Consider the following 2242-nt stretch of genomic DNA (forward strand, 5'->3'; position numbering starts at 1 on the left):
GCCGTACGGCGAGCGGCGCACGGCGACCTCGATGCCGTGCCGGCGGGCGAGGCGCCCGGCCACGAACAGGCCGAGCCGCTCGGTGCGGGTCGGGTCGAAGTCCTGCGGCTCGGCGAGGGTGCGGTTGGCCGCGGCGAGCTCGTCGGCGTCCATGCCCAGGCCGCGGTCGTCGATCTCCAGGACGTGGCCGTGCGAGGCCTCGGTGAGCCGCATGGTGACCTGGGTGTGCGGGGGCGAGAAGGCGGTGGCGTTCTCGACCAGCTCAGCGACCAGGTGGGCGAGGTCGGCGACGGCGGCGCCGGCCACCGCGACCGGGGGCATCGGCGGGACGACGACCCGCTCGTACTCCTCGACCGCGCCGACCGCCGAGCCGACCACCTCGACCAGCGGGACGGGCCGGCGCCAGGCCCGGCCGGGGGCCGCGCCGGAGAGGATGATCAGGCCCTCGGCGTGGCGGCGCATCCGGGTGGTCAGGTGGTCGACCCGGAACAGGTCGGCCAGCTCGTCGGGGTCGGTGGCGCGGCGCTCCATGGCGTCCAGCAGCTTGAGCTGGCGGTGGATGAGGGACTGGCTGCGGCGGGCGATGTTGACGAACACCCCGGAGATCCCGGCGCGCAGCCTGGCCTGCTCGACGGCGGCCTCGACGGCGGCCCGCCGGGCGTGGTTGAGGGCGCGTCCGACGTCGCCGATCTCGTCGTCGCCGAAGGTGAGCTGCGGGGCGGCGCGTTCCACGTCCACGTCCTCGCCGGCCGCGAGCCGGCGGACGAGGTCGGGCAGCTGGCGGTGGGCGAGCCGGTCGGCGGAGGCCCGCAGGCGCAGCAGCCGACGGGTGATCCGGCGGCCGGTGCGCACCGAGTACCAGACCGACAGGACGACGGCGACCAGGCCGACGCCGCCGGCGATGCCGGCCGTGAGCAGCTGGTTCGCGGCGTACGCGCGGCCGCGGGCCGCGGAGTTGAGCGCGGCCTGGCTGCACAGCTCCATGTAGCGCTGGACGACCGGGTCCATGGCGGCGCGCCAGCCGGTCCGGTCGTAGGCGGTGGTGGCGCCGGGACCGGCGTCGAGCACCGCGTCCTCGGCCGCGGTCAGCGCCCTGTACCGGGGGTCGGCGGTGAAGTCGTCGAAGAGCGCGCGGGAGTCGGCGGGCAGCGCCGCGGTGTAGGTGCGCTGGAAGACCCGCCGGTCCTCGACGGCGGCGCCGTACACCTTGAACTGCGCGGGGCCGAAGGAGCCGGCGGCGTGCGCACCGGAGTAGAGGGCGTCCTCGCGGGAGACGAACTCGCGGACCCGGACGAGCTCGATCACCGTCTGCGCCTCGCGGGCGAGCTGCCCGGCCTGCAGGGCGGTGAGGGCGGACTCGACGGCGAAGGCGGGCTCGACCACGGCGGTGTAGGCGGTGACCGCGCCGTCCCAGGAGACCGCGCGGGTGATCACCTCGCTGCGCAGCGCGGTGAGGCCCTCCGTCCCGTGCAGCAGGTCGGCGAGCGCGGCCCGCTGGTCGGCGGAGAGGTCGCCCTGCCGGCTGCCGTCGGCGGCGACCGCGCGGACCGCGCGGACCTTCTCGTCGGTGGTGTGCTGCTGGGCGGTGTACGCGGCGAGGGTGGTCGGGTCGCCGCCCGAGCCCAGGTACTCGGCGGCCAGTCGGCGCTCGATCTGGAGCTGCCCGACGGCGGAGTCCACCGGCGAGCCGAAGGTGCGGTAGGCGCTCTCCAGCCGCATCAGCGCCCGCAGGTCGCCGGTCATCGAGACGACGGCGAAGGACCAGAGGGCGACGAGGGCGACCACCGGGATGAGGACGAGGGTGGTGATCCGGGTGCGGATGGTGGGCGTGCCGAGGCGTCTTCGCATGGTCTCCCTCGGGACGTTCCTGGGACCGGACCCGCAGCAAGTTACCCGCCCGTAGCCCGGGCGGCGCCGCCCGGACGGTGAAGCTTCCGTGGAGATCCGGCCGTGCGGCCCCGCGCGGCGGGGCGCCCGCGGCCGCACCGTACGATGGAGCGGTACGTCTGGTACCTGCACAGGACTGGAACGGAAAGCAATGACGAATGCCCCGACCGGCGGGCCCGCCGACCCCTTCGGCGACCCGCTGGACCCGGCGAACCGCCCGGCACGGCTCGCGGTCGGCGTGGTCGGCACCGGCCGGGTCGGCCCGGCCCGCGGCGCCGCGCGCCGGACGGCCGGCCCCACGGGGGTCGCCGCCGCCGGGGTCTCGGCCGCCACGCGGAGACCCGCCGAGGCGCGG

Annotated in this window: 1 protein-coding gene and 1 pseudogene; one reads left to right on the forward strand and one right to left on the reverse strand. The window is 76.4% G+C overall.

The genetic code is table 11. The features are described 5' to 3' along the window. The coding region (locus ACFV0G_RS38560) for a nitrate- and nitrite sensing domain-containing protein (protein WP_380558315.1) at nucleotides 1–1848 on the reverse strand (1848 nt) is incomplete at its 3' end. Nucleotides 1849–2038: 190 nt separating this feature from the next. Between ACFV0G_RS38560 and ACFV0G_RS38565 the strand changes: the two are divergent. Continuing rightward, nucleotides 2039–2242: pseudogene (locus tag ACFV0G_RS38565) on the forward strand (oxidoreductase); the annotation flags it as partial.

Source organism: Kitasatospora sp. NPDC059571 (assembly GCF_042735675.1).
Classification (GTDB): domain Bacteria; phylum Actinomycetota; class Actinomycetes; order Streptomycetales; family Streptomycetaceae; genus Kitasatospora.